General features: G+C 42.0%; 23 protein-coding genes. 19 read left to right on the forward strand and 4 right to left on the reverse strand.

Annotation, left to right across the window (positions count from 1 at the left end):
- Window positions 1-86: 86 nt before the first annotated feature.
- The gene (locus CHJ_RS16080; protein WP_317918281.1) at window positions 87-899 is read right to left on the reverse strand and encodes an SDR family NAD(P)-dependent oxidoreductase; all 813 of its coding nucleotides are present in this window, start codon (window positions 897-899) and stop codon (window positions 87-89) included.
- 311 nt (window positions 900-1210) lie between these two features.
- Between CHJ_RS16080 and CHJ_RS16085 the strand changes: the two genes are divergently transcribed.
- The 4 genes from CHJ_RS16085 (at window position 1211) to CHJ_RS16100 (ending at window position 4287) form a co-directional block, all read left to right on the forward strand.
- On the forward strand, window positions 1211-1810 hold the full coding sequence (locus CHJ_RS16085) for a DedA family protein (RefSeq protein WP_171751500.1): 600 nt from the start codon (window positions 1211-1213) through the stop codon (window positions 1808-1810).
- 98 nt (window positions 1811-1908) lie between these two features.
- Window positions 1909-2985: a D-alanine--D-alanine ligase gene (locus tag CHJ_RS16090; RefSeq protein WP_317919197.1), complete on the forward strand. Its 1077-nt coding sequence runs from the start codon at window positions 1909-1911 to the stop codon at window positions 2983-2985.
- A 13-nt stretch (window positions 2986-2998) separates the two neighbouring features.
- Window positions 2999-3547 (forward strand): DinB family protein, encoded by a 549-nt coding sequence (locus tag CHJ_RS16095; RefSeq protein WP_171751499.1) that lies wholly within the window; start codon window positions 2999-3001, stop codon window positions 3545-3547.
- Window positions 3547-4287 (forward strand): NRDE family protein, encoded by a 741-nt coding sequence (locus tag CHJ_RS16100; RefSeq protein WP_317918282.1) that lies wholly within the window; start codon window positions 3547-3549, stop codon window positions 4285-4287. The genes CHJ_RS16095 and CHJ_RS16100 overlap by 1 nt, the downstream gene beginning before the upstream one ends.
- Before the next feature lie 69 nt (window positions 4288-4356).
- Here CHJ_RS16100 and CHJ_RS16105 read toward each other — a convergent pair whose 3' ends face one another.
- The gene (locus CHJ_RS16105) at window positions 4357-4950 is read right to left on the reverse strand and encodes an NADPH-dependent FMN reductase (RefSeq protein WP_317918283.1); all 594 of its coding nucleotides are present in this window, start codon (window positions 4948-4950) and stop codon (window positions 4357-4359) included.
- A gap of 18 nt (window positions 4951-4968) precedes the next feature.
- Window positions 4969-5847, reverse strand: coding sequence for an EamA family transporter (locus tag CHJ_RS16110; protein ID WP_411861569.1), 879 nt, complete (start codon window positions 5845-5847; stop codon window positions 4969-4971).
- A 123-nt stretch (window positions 5848-5970) separates the two neighbouring features.
- On the opposite strand from CHJ_RS16110, the gene CHJ_RS16115 reads away from it, so the two are divergent.
- The 12 genes from CHJ_RS16115 (at window position 5971) to nanQ (ending at window position 17852) form a co-directional block, all read left to right on the forward strand.
- The gene (locus tag CHJ_RS16115; protein ID WP_317918284.1) at window positions 5971-6459 is read left to right on the forward strand and encodes a MarR family winged helix-turn-helix transcriptional regulator; all 489 of its coding nucleotides are present in this window, start codon (window positions 5971-5973) and stop codon (window positions 6457-6459) included.
- Between the two features lie 110 nt (window positions 6460-6569).
- On the forward strand, window positions 6570-7709 hold the full coding sequence (locus CHJ_RS16120) for a cupin domain-containing protein (RefSeq protein WP_317919199.1): 1140 nt from the start codon (window positions 6570-6572) through the stop codon (window positions 7707-7709).
- Between the two features lie 464 nt (window positions 7710-8173).
- Window positions 8174-9151 (forward strand): tripartite tricarboxylate transporter substrate binding protein, encoded by a 978-nt coding sequence (locus tag CHJ_RS16125; RefSeq protein ID WP_317918285.1) that lies wholly within the window; start codon window positions 8174-8176, stop codon window positions 9149-9151.
- 66 nt (window positions 9152-9217) lie between these two features.
- Window positions 9218-9712 (forward strand): tripartite tricarboxylate transporter TctB family protein, encoded by a 495-nt coding sequence (locus CHJ_RS16130; RefSeq protein ID WP_317918286.1) that lies wholly within the window; start codon window positions 9218-9220, stop codon window positions 9710-9712.
- 19 nt (window positions 9713-9731) lie between these two features.
- Window positions 9732-11252: a tripartite tricarboxylate transporter permease gene (locus CHJ_RS16135; protein WP_171751493.1), complete on the forward strand. Its 1521-nt coding sequence runs from the start codon at window positions 9732-9734 to the stop codon at window positions 11250-11252.
- Window positions 11253-11435: 183 nt separating this feature from the next.
- Window positions 11436-12143 (forward strand): transcriptional regulator NanR, encoded by a 708-nt coding sequence (locus CHJ_RS16140; protein ID WP_171751492.1) that lies wholly within the window; start codon window positions 11436-11438, stop codon window positions 12141-12143.
- Window positions 12144-12523: 380 nt separating this feature from the next.
- Window positions 12524-13411, forward strand: a complete 888-nt coding sequence (locus CHJ_RS16145) for an N-acetylneuraminate lyase (protein ID WP_171751491.1) — start codon at window positions 12524-12526, stop codon at window positions 13409-13411.
- Window positions 13412-13428: 17 nt separating this feature from the next.
- Window positions 13429-14322, forward strand: coding sequence for an ROK family protein (locus CHJ_RS16150; protein ID WP_317918287.1), 894 nt, complete (start codon window positions 13429-13431; stop codon window positions 14320-14322).
- A gap of 212 nt (window positions 14323-14534) precedes the next feature.
- Window positions 14535-15509, forward strand: a complete 975-nt coding sequence (locus tag CHJ_RS16155; RefSeq protein WP_171751489.1) for a sialic acid TRAP transporter substrate-binding protein SiaP — start codon at window positions 14535-14537, stop codon at window positions 15507-15509.
- A gap of 87 nt (window positions 15510-15596) precedes the next feature.
- Entirely contained in the window at window positions 15597-16067 is a 471-nt protein-coding gene (locus CHJ_RS16160; protein WP_171751488.1) for a TRAP transporter small permease, read from the forward strand.
- Complete coding sequence (locus tag CHJ_RS16165; RefSeq protein ID WP_171751487.1) at window positions 16068-17333, forward strand: TRAP transporter large permease; 1266 nt, start codon at window positions 16068-16070, stop codon at window positions 17331-17333.
- Between the two features lie 45 nt (window positions 17334-17378).
- A complete protein-coding gene (gene nanQ / locus CHJ_RS16170) occupies window positions 17379-17852 on the forward strand; it encodes an N-acetylneuraminate anomerase (RefSeq protein WP_317918288.1) in 474 nt (157 codons plus the stop codon).
- Window positions 17853-17854: 2 nt separating this feature from the next.
- Here the strand turns inward: nanQ and CHJ_RS16175 are convergent, their stop codons facing one another.
- Window positions 17855-18781, reverse strand: a complete 927-nt coding sequence (locus tag CHJ_RS16175; protein WP_317918289.1) for a DMT family transporter — start codon at window positions 18779-18781, stop codon at window positions 17855-17857.
- Between the two features lie 107 nt (window positions 18782-18888).
- On the opposite strand from CHJ_RS16175, the gene CHJ_RS16180 reads away from it, so the two are divergent.
- The 3 genes from CHJ_RS16180 (at window position 18889) to arsB (ending at window position 21474) form a co-directional block, all read left to right on the forward strand.
- Window positions 18889-19800 carry a LysR family transcriptional regulator gene (locus tag CHJ_RS16180; RefSeq protein ID WP_171751484.1) on the forward strand — a complete coding sequence of 304 codons (912 nt, stop codon included), beginning with the start codon at window positions 18889-18891 and terminating at the stop codon, window positions 19798-19800.
- A gap of 179 nt (window positions 19801-19979) precedes the next feature.
- Window positions 19980-20318, forward strand: coding sequence for an ArsR/SmtB family transcription factor (locus tag CHJ_RS16185; protein ID WP_317918290.1), 339 nt, complete (start codon window positions 19980-19982; stop codon window positions 20316-20318).
- Between the two features lie 97 nt (window positions 20319-20415).
- Window positions 20416-21474: an ACR3 family arsenite efflux transporter gene (arsB, locus tag CHJ_RS16190; RefSeq protein WP_317918291.1), complete on the forward strand. Its 1059-nt coding sequence runs from the start codon at window positions 20416-20418 to the stop codon at window positions 21472-21474.
- The last annotated feature ends 34 nt before the right edge of the window (window positions 21475-21508 follow it).

A 21508-nucleotide genomic window follows, 5' to 3' on the forward strand; every position in this document is an offset into this window, starting at 1 on the left:
CGGATGCCGCGACTCACTCTACAGATACCCTCCGCTGAGGGAGTCGCCGTCACACCAAGCATGGGCAATCGGCTTATAGCTTTGCCCTATCTCACTTTCTTTGCCAATACCGATTCAATAACGTCCACCAGTTGCTGCGTTTTCTGCTTGTCTAACGCATCTGGATGAGGAGAAGAGAACTGGCCTATATCGTTATCAAAATACAATCCCGTTGCATTGGAAAACTGCTCCGATAACGCGGCGCGACATAAAACATCAGCGCCTATTTGTAAGTCTCCCCCCGCTACACCATACGCCTGTTTCACCATCTTACTTCCCAACAATGAGGCAGGATTAACGGCAATTACCGATGGGCCTGAAGCCCCTATGGTAGCGGCTAGCGCTCGTGACCACATGGTGATAGCCAGCTTAGATTGCGCGTAGATAATGTTGTCTGGCAGTGTGCTCCCTTCACTCACCAACTCTTCCAAACTCACTGTTGATTGCGCCGCAGAAGATAAATTGATGATACGACCATCGGGCTGGAAAAGATCCAGTAATCGTTTAGTTAATAGGTAAGGAGCAAAAGTGTTTACTGCAAATCGTACGTCCAATCCCTCTTCTGTACTCACATGATCAACGTTATAAATTCCTGCGTTATTAATCAATACATCCAGCTTTGTCTGTTGCTCTAATAGCTTTCTTGCGAACGCTTCTACGTCTGCAAGTATAGATAAATCACATAGATACGCACTTACCTGACCAACATCAGATAAGCTCTCCAGCTCCTCTTTGACAGCAGACAATTTGCTCATACTGCGACCATGAATTAAAAGATGGTGACCTTGTGAGGCTAACATTTTTGTCGTTTCATAACCTATGCCGTCTGTCGCACCTGTTATCAATATTGTCTTTTGCATTCTACTTTCCACCTTATAACCTTATCCGTTTACTAGTACGATAAACTGCTGTGCTTAACTCTCTGCGCAACTTAAACCGCGATTAAAAAGTATAACGTGATGGTTAAGGTCTGATAATAGACCATTCATTCCAATCACTTTGTCATTTCAGTAAACATTCATCACTACTGACTCGATTGACACGTCATTTTCTCTTCACAAGACGAATTCATATCTGTTTAAAAAAAATCGCTTTTTTTTACCGTATCTATGAAATAAAACCCTTGGCACTAAGGTCTAGTAGATTAATAACATTGAGTAAGTAGGTAGGTATGACAGATTGGATCAACATCAGCTCGAGTTTACAACAAAGCCTAGGGGTTTCTGGCCTGTTTATCTCGATCATTCTGCTCTCTTATCTATTGGAAGATTTGGCTATCATCACCGCTGCACTACTTGCTGCGGATCAGTCGATAACCCCATCACTCGCTTTACTCGCTATATTTATCGGGATTGCATCGGGTGATATTGGTTTATACGGGCTGGGGATGTTAGCTGCACGATGGAGAGCGCTTAGATATCGATTGTTGACCAATAAAGCGATGCGAACGGTTCGACAACGTTTAAAAAAACACACCATGCTAAATATCGCATTTATTCGTTTTATCCCTGGATTAAGAACCATAGGTTTTACATTAAGCGGCCTATTTCGAGTCAACTTTATTCAATTTATGACCTCAGTGATCCTCGCGACAGCGCTGTGGACCGCAATTGTATTCTTCGCAATTTACCAACTAGGCTCTATAGAGTGGTTAGAGAACAATCAATGGAAATGGATAATCGCTCCTTGTGCCTTATTTGCTTTATGGAAAATCAATCGTCGTTCATCAAAAAAGATTTTTTCAAATAGTGGTAAAGGAGTATCGACTTGAAAGCTTTAAATAAAAACAAGCAGGATTTTGCTCCTCAATATAAACAGGACAATGTAGTGCCAATACGATCAAACCAATCTATAGAACAAAAACTGGGAATGCCTGAAATGGACCGCTCTGGACCCGTGGTTTCTCGCTATGAATTCTGGCCAACGTGGTTTTTTTACGCCCCAGTAGTGGCACAAAGCCTATGGCACAGCATTAAATACCGAAGCATCAGTTTACCCCTTATCGCGAATCCCTCTATCTGGTTAAGTGGCATGGTGGGTGAGTCTAAAAAAGACATTTTGAATCTTGCAGGAAAAGAAGCGAATAAGTGGATATTGCCCTTTAATACACTGCGTAAAAACAGCAGCAGCATCGACGTACAGTTGCGAGATGCTCTGGAGGCAATGGAGCAGGCTAAACTGCATTTTCCTGTAGTGGCTAAGCCCGATAAAGGTTGCCGAGGAGCAGGAGTCAGGCTGGTTCATAATCAAGAGCAACTTGTCGACTATATTCAGCGTTTTCCTGAAGGCGCGGATTATCTGTTACAGAAAAAATCCGACTTTGATGCCGAGGTAGGCGTATTTTATATGCGCTATCCGGGGGAGAAAAAAGGTCAAGTATTTTCTATTACTCTTAAGTATGCACCTTATGTGAAAGGTGATGGAGTTAAAACGCTGGAGCAGCTCATTGACAACGATGAAAGAGCAGGACAACTTTCTCACATTTATAAAGACCGCCATAAAGGTCAGTTGAGTCGCGTTATTCCGAAAAATGTCGATTTTAGGCTGGCATTTGCGGGTAGCCATAGCCGGGGTAGCATTTTCAAAAATGGCAATGAGTACATTTCCCAACCACTGACTGAAAAATTAGACGCTATTTTTGATGATTTCGACGGTTTTTATTATGGCCGGTTAGACATCAAGTTCAAAAATATCGAAAGCTTAATGGCAGGGGAAGATTTTCAGATCATCGAAATTAATGGTGCCAGTAGTGAAGCCACCCATATTTGGGATAGTAAAACCCCATTAAAAGAGATTTTTTCTACCTTACTTTTTCAGTACCGCTCTCTTTATGAAATTGGTCATTTACAGAAAAAAGCAGGGCATAAGCCCCCATCTTTAATGACACTTTTTAAAGCGTTAGCAGAAGAAAAAGCATTAGTGAAACAATATCCGTCTACAGATTGATCAAGGAACAACTATGAATAATAACAATCCGTTGCCAAGCAGTGAGCATGTATGCCCTTCTATTTCCGGTAACTTAGAAGCTATTTCGCAAGGTATAGAGCTTTGTGAGCAGCTTAACCAAAACCACTATGTTCATAAAGCGGTACCTTACGTACAGAGCAGCATTGGCGAGCACCTACGTCATATTATTGATCTCTATCTTGCCGTGAAAAATGAGCAAAACGTCGGTGTTGTGGATTATGATCACCGCCGCCGTGGCGCAAAAGTCGAAACTGACTTACAAACCGGCTTAGACGAATTAAAACAGATTGAAGCATGGTTGCAGACTTTACAAGAAGAACAGTTGGCAAAACCCGTAACCATTCTTTCCGAAGCATCCATCGCGACACAACAAGTTTGTCAAATGCCGTCAAGCATAAGAAGAGAGCTATTATTTGTAGCAAGTCACACCATTCACCATTTTGCACTAATTAAAGTGATCACCGTTCACTGCGATGTCGAAACAAGCGAACATTTGGGCTATGCTCCTGCTACGGCGACCTATCTAAGAGGACAGGCGTAATGTGCACTGCATCATGGTTATTACAGCCAACGGGTTATCAGGTATTTTTTAATCGGGATGAACAGAAAGGGAGAGCGAAAGCTTTGCCTCCTCAGCAGTACACTACCAAAGGAGAGATCACCTTTTTAATGCCGGTTGATCCTGTCGGTCAGGGAAGCTGGATAGCCACCAATGAATTTGGGTTGACCCTCTGCCTACTGAACTTTTATCAAGGTGAAACGCCTGAAGGCTCTCTTATTAGCCGCGGACAGTTAGTTAAATCATTTGCTCATTACCATTCTGCTGAGTCCCTAATTCACGACTTCAGCCATCTCTCTTTTGAGCAATATGCGCCGTTTACTTTGGTCGTGTTCGACTCGCAATTGACCTCCCACAATGGTCATGTAAGAGCATTACAGTGGGACGGTAAAACACTGGTCGATAGCCTCGCTCTACCGCCCCTGATCTCTAGTGCTGTGGATGCTGATAATGTTCGACAAGTGCGCCGACAACTCTTTGCTAACTGCAATGAAGAAGATGAGAGTGTTACCTCTCGACTGGCTTTTCACCACAGTCATGACTCTAAGAAAGGACATTGCTCTCCGTGCATGCACAGAGAGGATGCTCATACGGTTAGCTTTACACATATCGCAGTGACCAATGAATCAGTAGAGATAAACTATCAAGACGGTTCACCTTGCTTAGCCATGCCTTATCAGCATCTGGCGCTAAATAAACGAACTCAAAAAATGTTTGGTTGATTGGCTGAGGTGTTCTCAGCCTAATCGGCTTACTACTGAGGTTGTAAAAATAGCCCATGCTATTATTCATTACATACCGTAACGGAACGGTTTTCCTGTCAACACCATATCTCTATGCACCGGCTTCAGTGCACTGGCATAACTAGAAAGCAATTGCATTGTATATTCACTTCGCAGCTGAAAATCGTCATCGGTACAGCGATGATCATCCGTCAATAAGGTCTCACAGTTCCGAAACAGCAGATGATCAGGCAGAAAACAGACGTGGTTATTTTTGTTGCCGCTCATACGAAGCTCACTAATAGGATACACTCCATTGATGCTGGCAGAAACACTCACTAGCAGAGCAGGTTTATGCGCCAACTCTTCGTCGGTCGCCAACATTAAAAAGTTTTTTAACGCTGGAGTCGCCATACCATGCCACTCGGGAGTGATAAACACAAAAGCGTCAGAGGCTTTAAGTTCCTCCGCTATTGGATTCCATTGCTGCCACTCCTCACTGTTGTTCCACACCCCTTCATTCCATAACGGCAAATTTATTTTCTGTAGATCCAGAATTGTGCTGTCTGAAAAATGAGCCTGTGCAAGCTGTTGTAGATAATGGGCAACGTCTAAGCTTTTTGATAACGGTCTTTGACTTGCTGATACAAGAGTAATTTTCATAGTTGTGTCCTTTAATAATTAGTTTTCAATTACTACATTTGAGTGACTGCGAGTTGGTGAAGCCACTAATACAATGGCGAGAATCACCACTATTGCGCCCAGAGATTGCCACCATGTGAACGTCTCTCCCAAGACGATATAACCTAATAAACAAGCGGATACGCTGCTCAATAGACCAATAAACGATACCGTTACTGACGGTAAACTTTCTAATCCGCGAAACCATAAGAAATAGCTCAACATTGCGCCAACTATGCTCAAGTATCCGTATCCCGCATAGTTCACAAGGGTAAGCTGCTGGGGTATACCTTCTAACCAAAGCGACGTAGGCAAAAGAGCCACACCACCAAACAGCAGTTGCCAACCGGTAAAACCAATGGTCGTCATCTCTTTCGGTTTCCCCCATTTTTTTGTTAGTACCACACCCAAAGCCATACTAAATGCCCCCAATAATCCCAACGCTACCCCAGTAATATTGAGTTGTGATTCGCTATTAAGTACTAACAGCGCAACACCAATTGCCCCCAATCCACTGGCACTGAGTTGCAATACGGAGTAATTCATAGAGAGGTAGTAGCGGCTCAACACCATAATCAATAAAGGTTGAATAGACATAACAACCGCAGCCATTCCTCCAGGTAAATAAGTCGCGGCAAAAAACAGGCAATAAAAAAACAGACTGATATTAAGCAGACCCAATATAGCGATTCTTCTCCACCAGATACCCTGCGGGTACGCATTACTAAATAACACAAGTATGATTCCCGCAGGCAGCGCACGGATCGTTGACGCCACTAAAGGGCTTTCAGCAGGCAGCATTTCGGTGGTCACGATATAGGTGCTTCCCCAAACAATTGGAGCGATTGCGGTTAACAAAATAGATTTAATGTATTGCATGCTTTTTATTACTAACCTCATTGGCTGAATTTATCTTTTCAAAAAGATACTTTTTAAAAAGTAATGGAAATTTAGCTTTCGATCAAGTATTTTTTCAAAAAGATACTTTTGGAGAGAAACAACATGCCGACGGATCAAGTGGATAAGATATTGCAACAGTGGTTAACCGTAAGACCCGACCTCGACTGCTCATCAATGGGAGTTGTTGGAAGACTGCGACGCACAAGTGAAAGCTGGAAAGAAAAACTAGCCGTTGTGTTTAAAGCCCATGACCTGAGCAATATTGAGTTTGATATTCTGGCGACAATTCGAAGAAGCGGTCCTGAGCCCATTACTCCAACAGAACTGTACAAAACCTTGATGCTGTCATCAGGTGCGGTCAGTACCCGAATAGAACAGTTAGTTAAACGTGGGTTGGTAGAGCGAGTCGCCAGCGCTGAAGATCGACGTAGCTGTAAAGTTGCACTCACCACACAAGGTCTCACTCTCATAGATGAAGTGACCAACAAGCACGTAGAAAATATGGACAAGATACTAGGGGTTCTTAACAGTAAGGAACAGCAGCAGTTGGCAGAGCTACTAAAAAAAGTACTCGTGAGCGAACAAAAATAATCCTTGTATCCGATAGCTGGTGATCGGCTTTTTCATAGTGATAATACGAGACGATCATCAGATACACTGTTACAATGCCGCCCCCAACAATGGCAAGTGATCTCTATCTAATGTATCAACTCTCTTTCTCTCTCAGTGAATTTCTCACTCAATACTGGCAAAAAAAACCGACCATTATTAAAGGGGGTTTTCCGCACTTTCACGACCCAATTAGCCCAGAAGAATTAGCAGGGTTAACAATGGAAGAAGAGGTCGACTCACGGTTTGTCTCTAATCTCAACAACAACTGGAGCGCTGAACATGGTCCTTTTGATGAAGAGAAGTTTGCCAACCTTGGTCAAAGTCATTGGTCTTTTATCGTTCAAGCAGCCAATCACTGGCACCAGCCATCTGCGCAACTAGTAGAACCATTTAAACAGTTACCAAACTGGTTGTTTGATGACTTAATGATCAGTTATTCCGTCGAGGGTGGTGGCGTTGGACCACATATTGACCAGTACGATGTATTTATTATTCAAGGTATGGGTAAGCGCCACTGGCGCGTTGGCGCTAAAGATCAAGGGCAGTATGTAGAAACATGTCGTGCAAGCGCATTGCGTCAAATAGAATCTTTTGATGCCATTATTGACGATGTACTACAGCCCGGTGACATCCTATATATTCCACCCGGTTTTCCTCACGATGGCTATGCACTTGAGCCATCACTAAGTTACTCTATTGGCTTTCGTTCACCGAAAGAACAAGAGCTTATTAGTAATTTTGCTGATTACATTCTCGCTCATGACATTGGTGATGTTCATATGCACAAGCCAGAATTAGCGACTCAAGAAAACTTCGGTGAGATCGCCACCAGCGACTTAGCCAATCTAACCGCAATGTTGAAGGCTGGACTAAACGACAGTGCAAGAGTAGAAGACTTTATGGGCTGTTTGTTAAGCCAGTCTCGTCATCAACTCAATATTATTCCCCCTGAGACACCATGGCAGTCAGAAGAGATCGCTCAGCACCTGTTAGCAGGCGGAAATATTGACAAAGTTTCAGGGCTACGAGCGCTTTACCATCAACAAAACCAAAACGTTATCTACATCAACGGAGAAGTATTTAGTGTCGCTCCCGAGCAAACAACATTGGTTTCTACACTCTGCCATGATGAGACAATCAACCTAGCACGCCTCAACGATAGCATTGACCCTTCTTCTATCGCGTTTATCTGTAAATTAGTAAATAAAGGTTACTGGTATATAAGCTAGCCATACTCGTTATTCGAAATAGCCATCATACTCAAGTTGCCTCACGGTTCTTGAATATGATGGCGATTATTTTGTAGCAACTTCAATCCAGTTAGTCATTCAAATTTAACTATCATATTTGCTCAATAAAATGTGATCTCACAATCAATAATCAATTTTAAAAAAAGAAAAAACACTCTCCAAAATGAGCTGTTCCATAGCTAGATAGCCCTTTATTCTTCAAGAGTTTTTCTTAATTTAGTCATCCCATCACTGCTATTAACAAAATTCATTATAACTGCAACCTTATTCATTTAGACTTTCCATGTGACGCCCATCACTGTTATACCACTGGTATAACAGTACGATAGTTACACCTAATCGTTCCCCCTACAACCAAACGATAGGCAGAAGAAGGACCTAGCTTCTTCTATCCAAAGTTCGCTTACATTTATGGAAATTTAAAATCAAAATAGAGGATATCCATGTTTACATTCACAAAGAAAAAATTACTTGCTGCTGGTGTTGGTCTTTCAGTTAGCCTGCTCTCATCAGCCGCTTCTGCAGCATGGCCAGAGAAGCCAATTACTCTTATCGTCCCTTGGGGCGCAGGTGGTGGTACAGATACAACTGCGCGAATTGTTGGCAAAGCCCTTTCAGAAAAGCTTGGGGTTCCGGTCAATGTGGTAAACAGAACGGGTGGACAAGGCGTAATCGGGCATAGTGCCATAGCAAATGCAAAACCTGACGGCTATACCCTTGGATTAATGACTGCCGAGATCACTATGATGCACTGGACTGGTCTCACTGATCTTACTTATAAAAGTTACACCCCTCTTGGCAAGTTCGCCGGCGTTGTTGGCGGCCTTCAAGTGAAAAAAGGTTCAAAGTTCAGCGATGCCAAGCAAATTCTTGATTATATTGAGAAAAACCCAGGAAAACTAAAAGCATCCGGCGGCGGCTATGGCTCAGTATGGCAGTTAAACCTTGCTGGTCTACTTAATACGGCAGGACTAAAACCTGACGCTGTACGCTGGGTTCCAAGTGAAGGCGCAGCACCTGCGTTACAAGAACTTGTCGCGGGCGGCGTAGATTTCACGTCAACATCAATCAATGAATCTGATGCCATGATCCAAGCTGGTCAAGTTGACGGAATCGTAGTGATGTCTGAAAAACGCAGTGAGTACTACCCGGAAATACCAACAATTGACGAAGCTGCAAATATCTCTTGGAGAAGCGGTTCTTGGAACGGTTTAGTTGGCCCTAAAGGCTTACCAGAAGAGGTCGTAAGTAAACTTCTTCCACTAGTAAAAGAGATCCAAAATAGTGAAGAGATCCACTCCTTCGCCAATAAGCGTCGACTAAATATATTCCCAGTCACTGGCGCCAAATGGGAAAAAGAGTTGGCTTCTATTGATGCTGCAATGGGTAAGACCATGAAAGTAGCCGGAATTATTAAGTAGCACTCCAATTTTTAGGTAAGTATAAATTGAGGGAGGCTTTGCCTCCCTATTTAAGGTTACATTCTAATGTTAAATAAAAGCACACCATCGGTTCAGTACAGTCTGTTCGAATTATGCTGGGGATTAGGAATCACACTGGTATCAATCTATGTTTATATAAAAGCCAATGCTTTTCCCGACCTACCAGGTAACATTGTTGGCCCCGGAACATTCCCCTCCATCATAGCGGCAATTCTTTTTCCTTGTAGACTACTTCTTGTCATACAGAACGTGACTTCTTATTTTGTACAAGACAAATCACGACAAAAAACAGAGCTAAACTGGTTAAGCCTCATTGCTATCTTTGTAGCTGTATTGTTGATCCCACTTAGCAATGTTTTTTTTGCTGAGCAATATGGCTTCGTACTCATTTCAACGCTAACGACCACCTGTCTTATGTCATTAATGCGAAGAGGAAAATTCGTCTCTTCATTTATTATTTCATTTATCGCGGTTTCAGTATTTAGCTGGATTTTCTCCAACTATTTGCTTGTTCCACTACCAACTGGCGATATCTTTTAGTCCCTAAGGAACATTTATTATGGATAACATTTCAACTGCCTTGTCCTTATTAATGCAACCCAGCGTATTTTTAGCCATTTTGGGAGGGGGATCATTTGGACTAATCATGGGAGCAATGCCCGGTTTAACCGCAAGTATGACGTTAGCATTGATGGTTCCTATCACTTTTTTCTTAGACCCAATTCCTGCATTAGCAGTAATGGCGTCAGCGGGTACCATGGCAATTTTTGCAGGCGATATTCCTGGTGCTCTTCTCAAAATACCAGGTACACCGGCATCTGCCGCTTATTGCGATGATGCTCATAAACTGACTCAAAAAGGCAAAGCCTATACCGCATTAGGCTTGGGACTCATCGCTTCCGTTATAGGCGGCTTTATCAGCGTACTTATCTTGGCATTTGGTGCGCCATTATTGGCGAAGTTTGCCTTAAACTTCAGTTCATATGAATACTTTTGGCTCGCATGTTTAGGACTAAGTTGTGCCACATTAGTCGCGGCTGATAACCCTGCAAAAGGATTTACTTCTCTGCTTATTGGGTTATTTGTCGCAACTATTGGACTGGATCAGACCACGGGATTTGCTCGCTTTACTTTTAACAACATTGATTTAATGGGTGGCATATCATTTATTCCTGCAATGATAGGCATGTTTGCTCTTGCGGAAGTCTTAAAAGTGGTGACAAGTAAATCCGATGCGTCTGCTAACCAAAGTCAATACCAGATTATTCGTAGCAAAAAATCTCAGTTATTTAAAAAAAGCTGGAAAATGAAAGGCAATATTGTTCGCAGTGGATTGTTAGGAACATTAGTTGGCGCGATTCCTGGAGCCGGCGCAGATATTGCCGCGTGGGTAAGTTACGCACTTGCAAAACGCTTTTCAAAGAATCCAGACCAATACGGCCACGGTTCCGAAGAAGGCATAGCTTCAGCATCATCTGCTAACAACTCTAGTATTGCTGGAGGATGGATACCTAGTCTGGTATTTGGCATTCCTGGAGACTCAGGAGCAGCAATTATTATCGGTGTCTTATACCTTAAAGATCTCGCACCAGGACCAACCCTATTTCTGTATCATCCCGAAATTCTATACGCTGCTTTTGGGGTATTCTTTATTGCCAATCTTTTATTGCTTTTTTTAGGCTTTGGTATGATTAGAGTTTCTTCTTATGTACTTAAAGTCCCTTATCCTATTCTGGCTCCGTTGGTTCTACTGTTCTGCGTAATGGGTTCATTTGCAATAAATAATTCTTGGTTTGGTGTTACTGTTATGGTCGCTTCAGGTCTGTTAGGTTGGATAATGATTAAAGCACGTATCCCAGTTGCTCCGGCTATTTTGGGTATGGTGCTAGGGCCATTATTGGAGAAAAATTTCCTCACTTCTGTAGTCAAGTCTGACGCGAATCTGTTGCAGTTTTTTGATCGCCCAATTTCATTTACCTTAGGGGCGCTTACTATCATCATTTGGAGCTGGATGCTGATTAAAGCGCTTCTGCCACTATGCAAAAATATATACGCAACGTTTATTACCGCAGCAGAGTAAATCATTGCACTCTGGTTATATTTGACCGGAGTGCTTTTGACAAACAATCGCCTTATTCACAGAGATCATCAGAAAAAAAGTAAACTCCTAGACACTGGTATAACACCATGATATGTATAGATGTAATAAGGCCTTAGCCTGCATCACTTCCATTTTTAATCAAATATAAGCAACTAAAAAAATATGAATAAATTTGTCCAACGTCGCCCTATAGCTAGACGCAAACTATCTGAAATAGTTGAAGAAGAACTTGAAATGATGATTCGCCAAGGTGAAATTTCAGAAGGTGAACAACTACCATCAGAGAGAGATCTTATGGCGATGTTCGATGTTGGTCGCCCTTCAATTCGTGAGGCACTTTCATCTCTTAGCCGCAAAGGATTAGTTAAAATCACCAGTGGAGAGCGAGCGCGTGCTTGCCGTCCATCTGCTGACACCATCATCTCTGAATTGTCGGGTATGGCAAAAGATTTTCTTACTCGCCCAGACGGTTTTCGTCACTTTGAACAACTAAGACAATTTTTTGAAGCCAGTTTGGTGCGCTATGCCGCTATAAATGCTTCGGACGAGCAAATCCAAGCATTAGAAAATGCCTTGAAAAGCAATGAAAACAGTTTAAATAGCCCAGAGTTATTCAGTAAAACAGATATTGTCTTTCACAGAGTTTTAGCAGAAATACCGCAAAATCCAATTTATTTAGCCATTCACCAAGCGATGGTTGACTGGTTAATTAGAGCAAGGCCGCAAGTGAAAGATCCCATTGAGCTTGCGAAAACAAGCTATCAACATCATAAAGAAATTGTCGCTGCGATTAAAGAACATAACCCAGACAAAGCAGAGGCCGCATTAAAAACTCATTTAGATAATGTATACGACACCTACTACAGCTAACATATTATTACGCCGATAATTTACCTTACAAACAACACCAAGCTTGCTAAAACAAGCTTGGCCTCCTTTCAAACTGACTTAAGCATATCCCCTTTTAATACTCACTAATTCTTTACTAACTAGGGTCTGTTGAGTCATCAGTTATTACCAAGTTCTTCACTGGTATCAATCCAGCTTGATATCAATCACCGAAGTAAATACACCGTAAGGTCTTTACCCGCAAAGCAACCAAATCCAACCAATTGCCACGATCTATTTATTACTAATTGTGATCCAGTCAATAAAAACCGCTTCAAATAGCAACAATTTAATGGTGTACTGGTATAACAGGTGTATAGTTACACCAGAAATTAAATAAGTAAGATGTTTTAGGAGCAAGTATGTCCCAGATTAATTTAGACGGCATTTATGCCGCAACGTTAACCCCTTTCTTTGCCGATGAGTCCGTTGATGCAAAAGGGGTACAAGCGCTAGTAGAAAACGCAAAGAATCAGCAGTTAAATGGTGTCTATGTTGGCGGTTCAACAGGAGAGGCGTTTATGATGAGCCTTGAAGAGCGTCAACAGGTTCTTGAATTGACTGCAGAAGCGAATCAACACGATCTACAGCTAATTGCTCACGTTGGTACAATCAGAACAGATGATTGCTGCACTCTAGCCAAAGCCGCTAAACAATTTGGTTATGATGCGGTTTCCGCCGTCACTCCTTTCTACTATCCATTAAGTTTTGATGCTCTGCTCGATCACTATAAGCGAATTGTTGACGCAGCTGATGGTGTACCAATGGTGGTTTACAACTTCCCCGCTATGAGCGGAGTCAGCTTAACAGCCGATCAGATTTCCCAACTATTGAGCATAGATAATGTCGTTGCGTTAAAACAGACATCTGGTGATCTCTATCAAATGGAGCAGATAGCATCCAACCATCCTGATAAAGTTATTTTTAATGGCTTTGATGAAATATTCTTGCCTGGTCAATTATCAGGAGCCAGAGGAGGCATCGGAAGTACTTACAACATTATGGGCAAGCGCTATGCCGCTATCCGTGAAGCAATTGCGAACAATGATATTGATTTAGCTAAAACTCATCAGGCCAAAGCTAATCGGGTAATAGACACTTTAGTAAAAGTGGGTGTTTTTTCTGGTCTTAAGTACATCTTAAAAGCACAAGGCATCATTGAATGCGAACGGGTTCGTCGTCCGCTTCAGGCTTTGACTTCAGATCAAGAAACACTATTAAACAAGCTACTCGAAGACAACATGATTTAACTCAGAAGAGTAATATTATGAGAATTGGATTAGATATTGGTGGTACCAAAATTGAACTCGTGGTGTTATCTGAGCAAGGAGAGCTCCTGCATCAGCAAAGAACACCTACTCCAACAAATGACTATAGAACTTTTTTAGATGCGATCATTAATCTAATTAAGAATGCAGAGTCACAAGTCGGTACGGTTTCCACTATTGGTGTTGGGTGCCCTGGAGCCATATCTCCAGACACAGGAGTAATTAAAAATGCCAATTGTCAGGTGCTTAACGGACACGACTTGGCAGCAGATCTTCATAATTACTTTAACTTGCCAGTAAAAATTGCCAACGACGCAGATTGCCTAGCTTTATCAGAATTTAAAGATGGGGCAGCAAAATCGGCAAGTAGCTCTTGTTTTGCGGCAATTTTAGGTACTGGGTGTGGTGGTGGCGTAGTAGTAAATAGCCAACTGGTCACTGGTGTTAACCGTATCGCTGGTGAATGGGGACACAACCCTCTTCCTGATTGGGACGAAAACGTTGATGGTCCTGAACACATCTGCTATTGCGGAAGAACAAAGTGTCTAGAAAGCTATATTTCAGGCTCAGGCGTGTCGCGAAACTTTCAGCAGATTTATCATAAAAACCTTACCGTCCCAGAGATCGTTGAACTTGCTGAGCGGGGCGACCCATGTGCTGTTGAGCATATGGCTAGGTTTTATGACCAGTTAGCAAGATCCTTTGCTGTCATCATTAATATTATAGATCCTGAAGTCATCGTGATTGGCGGAGGCGTTTCTAATATCAGCTCTATCTACTCGCACGTTCCCAAAATTTGGCAAAAGTATGTATTTTCAGACCAAGTTCATACCAAGCTAGTAAGAGCAAAACACGGGGACTCAAGCGGTGTTCGTGGAGCGGCATGGTTATAAAGCTATACCGTTTCTGACTAATTTTAACTGAACAGTAACAGGAGTATCACTTAATCATATAAACGAATAATTCCTTATTGATAATAAACATCAATAAGTCACATAATTATTCAAATTTGATAGAATTTTACCTCTATGCTGGTATAACAGCGTAATAACATAAATGATTATATTACTGGCAATATAGCCAGAACTTTTACGGAGACAAAACAATGAAGTGGAATAAAAAATTGGCAACTGCCTGTATTGCAGCCATGACAATTGCAACACCGCTTTCTTCCTATGCGGCTAAAACATTAATGTTTGGCCTTGAAGGTTCACTAACGTCACCGCCATACCTAGGCGCTAAAAAAACAGCTGAAGTCCTTGAAGAAGTGTCTGGTGGCGAGCTAAAAATGAACGTATACCCTGCTTCTCAGTTAGGGAGTGTACATGACATGCTTGAACAAGCTTCTGTTGGTGAACTGGATGTTACCATGCAGGTATTTGGTGGCATGGCTCGTTATATACCAAGGTTAGAAGTGCTAGAAACCGCGTATGTCGTACGAGATTTTGAACACCTGCAAAAAATCTTTAACAGTAATTGGGGCAACGAAGTTAAAAGTGAGCTAATCGATAACTTCCAGTTACGACCTATCGATAATTGGTACTTTGGTTCGCGTCAAACTTCATCCAACAAGCCTCTTAATTCATATGACGATTTTAAAGGATTGAAACTGCGAGTACCTAACGCAAAAGCACTAATAAACTTTGCTAAATCGGCACAAGCACGACCGACTCCAGTAGCATTTGCTGAAGTGTATTTAGCTTTACAAACTAATGCGGTAGATGGACAAGAAAACCCATTGCCGACTATTGAGTCTATGAAGTTTTATGAAGTTCAGAAGAACATCGCAATGACCAGTCATGTCGTGCAAGATCAAGCGATTGTTATTTCAGATAGCACTTGGGCAGACCTATCTGAACAAGAAAAGTCTTGGTTAATGAAAGCCATCAAAGCGGGAGGAGAGTACAACAACCAACTAGTAAAAGAGAAAGAGCAAAAACTGATCGATTTCTTTAAGTCTGAAGGGGTTAAATTTACTTACCCTGATCTCAAACCATTCCGTAATGCCATGAAAGAGTACTACGCTGATATTGATAAGCAATATGGCGAAAATACCGTTGAGCAACTAACTAGCCTATAGTAAACAGGCCTTTGCCCTACCAGGGGTAAGGGCCTTAAATCGGAAAAACCTATCATGTTATGCTTTATTAAAAACGCTGAAAGAAACATGTCGACCATTTTGTTTGTCGTGCTGTTTATTACCCTAGTTTTGCAAATATTCAGTCGTTACTTTTTTGATATGTCTATTGTTTGGACGGAAGAAGTTTCTCGCTGGCTTTACATCTATATAGTTATGCTTGGTGCCAGTGAAGCTGTTTCGAAAAGAGATCATATCACGGTCGATCTCGTGCCAAATATGCTTCAGCCTAGAGGTCGTGCTCTACTTTTTATCTGTATACATTTTATCTACTTACTGGCTTGCTTATACCTAGTTAAGCTCGGATATACATCCACACTTCGTATGGACAGGTTGCAAGCTATCACAATGGATATTCCTGTCTCGTATCTGTACGTCATAATTCCTGTAGGTTTCGCTTTAATGGCGATTCGCTCAACCATAAACATATTTCAAGACAGTTTAATTCTGTTAGGTCAACACGCACACACGCCGTGCCATAGCTCAGAGGAGCACAAATAAATGTTTACTCTTTTTGCTGGTTGGGGAACATTACTCGCCATCGGTATGCCGGTCGCTATGACTCTATTGGTCACCTCTTTAGTTTACTTGACCTTTAATGGCGGTATTGCACTGGCTCCACAAAAAATGTTAGCAGGATTAGATTCATTTCCTCTGCTAGCCGTACCATTTTTTATCTTCGCTGGGTTGCTTATGAACAGCGGTGGTATCACGGAAAGAATGTTCCGCTTTGCCAAAGCCATGCTTGGCCACTACACAGGAAGCCTAGGGCATGTAAATGTATTAGCGAGCCTTTTATTTTCAGGTATGTCAGGCTCGGCACACGCTGACTCTGGTGGCTTAGGACAACTTGAAATCAAAGCGATGCGCGACGAAGGCTACCACGATGACTTTTCTGGGGCGATTACCGCAGCATCCAGTGTCATTGGTCCTTTAATGCCTCCAAGTATCCCTATGGTTATCTATGGAGTGACATCTGGCGCATCCATTGGGGCTCTTTTTATTGGTGGTATCGTACCCGCATTTTTATGCGCTGCAGCTCTTATGACCTTGGTCTTTTTTATTGCGAGAAAACGAGGCTATCCCGTACATCCAAAAGCAACAAGACAAGAAGCGTGTCAGGCATTAAAAGGAGCTGTACTTCCACTCTTAACTCCGGGCATCATCATTGGTGGGATCTTTTCTGGTTTTGTCACACCTACCGAGGCCGCCGTTGTCGCATCTATGTATGCTCTGTTTCTCGGTTTTTTTGTCTATAAAGAGCTTAACTTTCAGAAACTAGTGGAAATAATCAGAGAAACAGTAAACACCTCTGCTGTTATTGGCTTATTGATCGCCGGTGTTAGTCTATTTGGTTATGTCGTAGTGAAAGAAAGAATCCCACAGCATGCCGCGGAGTTTTTCCTCGACTTCACTGATAACCCTATTATCTTTATGCTGGCTATTAACTTAATGTTATTGGTCTTAGGAGCATTTATTGAAACACTTGCTCTATTACTATTAGTAGTACCCATTTTATTACCAGTGGCTATCTCTTTGGGTATCGACCCTGTCTATTTTGGCGTGGTTATGGTCTTAAATATGATGTTGGGAATTCTAACTCCTCCTATGGGGGTCGCCCTATTTGTAGTTGCTAAAGTCGGTAATATTCCATTTCCGGTGTTAGCTCGTTCGGTCATTCCATTTCTAGTGCCACTTTTCATGGTTTTAGTACTGGTTATACTATTTCCATCTTTAGTGATGTTTTTGCCAAACCTATTAATGTAGTCTTTTGGGAGCGAAAGCTCCCCTTTTTCATTTAAGGACATTACGATGTTGTTATGCCATATTAATCAAATTGAACATTACCACTATCTGCCAGAAGCCATTAGACAGGGTTTGCAATATATCGCTTCTATCGACGATCATGAAAATGTCGCGATCGGTCGCCATGATATTAAAGGCGATTTAATGTTCGCAGTTGTCATGGAGTACACCACCGAAGCCGCAGCAGATAAACAAGCGGAACTACACCAGCAATACATTGATATTCAAACGCTTCTTTCAGGAACTGAGACTATTGAATATGGGCTACCCAACGCTGATAACACTCCTGCCACAGATTATGATGAAAAAAGCGATTTTCAATTACTCAGCAATGTTGCCAACCCGCAGAGAATTACTCTTCGCACTGGCGATTGCGCACTCTTTTTTCCAACCGAACCTCATAAGCCCGGCTGCAGCGCTGAAACACAAATTAATGTAAAAAAAATGGTGGTAAAAATTCATCATTCATTGCTTAAATAACATCAACTCTGTTTGAGCCACTTTTCTCTTATGAAGAGTGGTTTATCAGCTATATTCGCTGCCACGCACAAGGTCGAAGTTAATACCAGCACCGCACCAAACAGTTGCCAAGAACTAAACGTCTCTCCTAAATAAATAAACGCAAACAGAGCACCAAACGCAGGCTCAGACCCCATCAGAAGAGAAACCCGAGAAGGAGAACTGCGTTTTATCGCGTAGTTCTGAACAAAGAAGGCAAACAAGGTACAGACAATAACCAAATACAAGGTGTTTAACCAAAATGTATCATCACGAACAATTAGAAAATCCAATTCCCCCGACACAATGACAACAGTAAGCGAAAGCAACATAACCATGCTTGACTGGACGGTGGTAATTTCGAGGGCAGAAAGAGATTTACTATTGATGACCTGTTTGGTCATTACCACGATCACCGCCCGCAACAGGGCGGCAATTAGAATATAGAAATCCCCTTGATTTAAAGAGATTTCTGAGAGGTTAATTTCGGTCAGTAACAGCACGCCAACCAAGGAGATAACAACAAATAAGAACAGTGATTTGGCCGGTGCTTTTTTTAGCCACCACCACTCAACCAACGGTGTCAGCAATATGCAAATACTGATCAAAAAAGCGGCATTTGAAGCCGTGGTGTGAAGAACACCGTACGTTTCTGCGCAAAATATGGCAAACAGAACAACGCCACTAGGAATCGCCTTCTTCCATGGCCCAGTCTTGCCTTGCCAATGACGATAAATAAACAGTGGCAAGAGAATAAATGAGGTCATAAAAAAGCGAATAAACAGAAAACAAAACACTGTGGTGTACACCAAACTCATTTTGGTTACGCTATAACTTGTCCCCCAAGCAATCGCCACAAGCAACAATAGCAATTCGGCATAGGGTATTTTTTTGCATGGAAACAATAACATTTACTTATCTCTTTCAGTTTAATTTAACAGTTACCACCTAATTGCTTTATCTTAATCTATGCTTAATTGTTATATAATACGCTAATTACTCACAATACTTATGACTTATGAGCACAAATAAAATTGTCCATTTACTGCCAGATATGGTGGCGTTTGTTACGGTGGTAGAAGAAGGAAGCTTCACCGCTGCAAGTAAAAAACTTAGGGTCACGCCGTCAAGAATTAGCCGACAGATAGCCAACTTAGAAGATTCGCTTTCCGTCTCTTTACTGGAGAGAACCACCCGAAAGCAATCTCTTACTTCTGCAGGTAAAGAAGCATTAATCCATTGCCAAGCGATTGTGGATAACGCTAAAGAGATGGTGAATATTTCTGAGTCCACCCAGCGAGAGATCAACGGTAAATTGCGAGTTTCTATTCCTAAAGCTTACGGTCGTAAAGTACTCTCGCCACTGCTTTTGCAGTTTATGCAGCAATACCCCAATATTGAGTTAAATGTTAAAGCAACGGATCGCCTACTCGACCCTATCCATGATGACGTTGATATTGTGTTTCGCTTAACTCGTTCAGCCAGTGAGCATTTGGTCTCCAAGCAGATCGGCAGTGTCGACCTATACTTATGCGCGACATCAGACTATCTGCAAAACGCGGGGACTCCACAAACGCCCGATGACTTATACCACCACAGTTGTCTTCATCTTGGCGAAACTCTTCATGATAACGAATGGGAATTTGAACAAGACAAACAGAAAACAAAAGTGTCTGTCGCGGGGCGCTATTCGGTTAATAATACTGGCATGCGTTTGGATGCTGTATTCGCCAATCTTGGGATAGGAATCTTTCCAGATTTTATTGTTCAGGAGTTGGTCGCTAACAAACAACTTGTTCGCGTGTTACCCGATTGGACCATTAAAAGTAATTATCAGGGGAAAATTATTATGCAATACACACAAACCAAGCATATGCCCGCTAAGATGCGAACTTTTATCGACTTTGTTCAACAACATATTTCGCAATAAACATAACCAACACTTAAAACGAGTAATCACGAAGATAAACCGTAAAAGTAAAATAATCGTTGCTTGTTTTAACAGGGAAGCGTAACATTAATCGCAATTCGACGATTAACTATCAATATGCCACTTTTCATCATTAAATCAGTAATGGAGGAAGGCCGGCGATAAATAGGCAGCAACTTATGACAACCGGATGCAGTAGCAATGCACAAGCTTTTTCCTCTACTGAGCAAGAGCTACAACAAGAACAACAGCTTGCCGCATTAGCAAAAGCACTCTCTCATCCAGCTAGAGTGAGAATCTTAAAAATATTGTTAACTCTGGACAACTTGGATGGCTGTTTAAATAGTGATCTGGTTGGAGAGCTAGGGTTAGCACAATCAACGGTATCCGAGCACTTACGAATCTTAAAGCAGGCGGAATTTATATCTGCTGAACCTATTCCACCCAAAATGTGCTATCGAATAAATCGTCATAAACTCGACCAATTTTCAGCGCTTTTTTCCACCATTTGCCACTAAACTGACATGTAAATGATATAGCTTTAGTCATTTGTACCCTTAACCATTTGTAACTTAAATAATCGTCATTCGACGATAAACGAACAGAGAAATTATTGTGGATATAAATCAAACACAAGCAAAACTAGGCCTACTTGACCGCTTCCTTACGGTTTGGATTTTTGTAGCTATGATCCTTGGCGTCGCTATCGGCACTCTATTCCCTCAAGTTGTTGAGATAAATGAAGCGATGTCAGTTGGAACCACCGATGTCCCACTCGCTATTGGTTTAATTTTGATGATGTACCCACCATTAGCGAAAGTGAATTACCGTCTATTGGGAAAAGTAACTAAGGATAAACAAGCAATAACCCTTTCACTGATCATGAACTGGATTGTTGGTCCCATTCTTATGTTTGTACTGGCACTGACCTTTCTTGCTGACTACCCAGGCTACATGGTCGGTATTATTTTAATTGGATTGGCGCGTTGTATTGCCATGGTACTGGTATGGAATGATATTGGCGGTGGAAATCGTGAGTATGGCGCAGCACTGGTAGCCATCAATAGCTTGTTTCAAATTGTCACATACAGCTTTATGGCTTGGTTGTTTATTACCGTACTCCCACCTGTATTCGGCTATCAAAGCATGGTCGTTGACATCTCCATGGCTGACATTGCCAAAAGTGTCATGATCTATCTTGGTATCCCTTTCTTAGCAGGGTTTGTAAGCCGTGAAGTATTAACAAGAGTGAAAAGTGAAGAGTGGTATAACGAGGTCTTTATTCCGGCTATATCTCCAATAACATTAATCGCTCTGTTAGCAACCATTGTTCTAATGTTCAGCTTAAAAGGTGAAATGATCGTTGAGCTACCTATGGATGTCGTTCGTGTCGCAATCCCCCTCACTCTCTATTTTGTACTGATGTTTTTTACCAGCTTTGCCATCGGACGAAAAATGGGATTACCTTTCGACAAGAATGCCTCTATCGCCTATACCGCTACCGGCAATAACTTTGAATTGGCCATAGCCGTATCTATCGCGGTATTTGGTATCAACTCTGATCAAGCGTTCGCCGGAGTGATTGGTCCACTGATCGAAGTACCAGTGCTGATTGCTTTGGTCAATTACACCTTACGCAGCAAAGCAAAAGCGTCGGCAACAAATGCAGCATGAGCAGATAACATCACCTGCTGGCCAAGAATACAGT

This window comes from Vibrio sp. MACH09, assembly GCF_033238805.1.
Classification (GTDB): Bacteria; Pseudomonadota; Gammaproteobacteria; order Enterobacterales; family Vibrionaceae; genus Vibrio.